This window comes from Nocardioides cremeus (assembly GCF_030518195.1).
Taxonomy (GTDB): domain Bacteria; phylum Actinomycetota; class Actinomycetes; order Propionibacteriales; family Nocardioidaceae; genus Nocardioides; species Nocardioides cremeus.
Genome location: NZ_JAULSC010000309.1, coordinates 1 through 275, shown reverse-complemented (window position 1 = coordinate 275; position 275 = coordinate 1). Strand labels below are relative to the sequence as shown.

The following is a 275-nucleotide window of genomic DNA, read 5'->3' as shown; positions in this document are numbered from 1 at the left end:
AGCCAGCACATCATGCCACTCTTTGGCCTTCCTCTTCTTTGGGAACCGTCTCTTCGTTGCCTCTTTCTAAATCGGTGTCCATCCTTCCTGGTGTCGCATCTTCCCAATTTTTCATCTCGTAACTATGACCTTTGTCATGCATGAGCTCTGGTACGCTTTGGGGAGCGGTGGATCTTCGTTTTGACATGAAGGCTGCTGATTGACCGGCCGTAAGTGTTTTGGAGGTGCCGAGTGACGATTTCTTGAAAGATAGGCCTCCTGTCAGCGCTCCGGTC

1 protein-coding gene is annotated in these 275 nt (G+C 50.9%); it reads right to left on the bottom strand.

What is annotated here, in order from left to right; all coding sequences use genetic code 11:
- Window positions 1-10 precede the first annotated feature (10 nt).
- Window positions 11-275, bottom strand: a 265-nt coding sequence (locus QWJ41_RS21230; RefSeq protein WP_302710488.1) for a hypothetical protein, incomplete at its 5' end; no start/stop codon positions are given.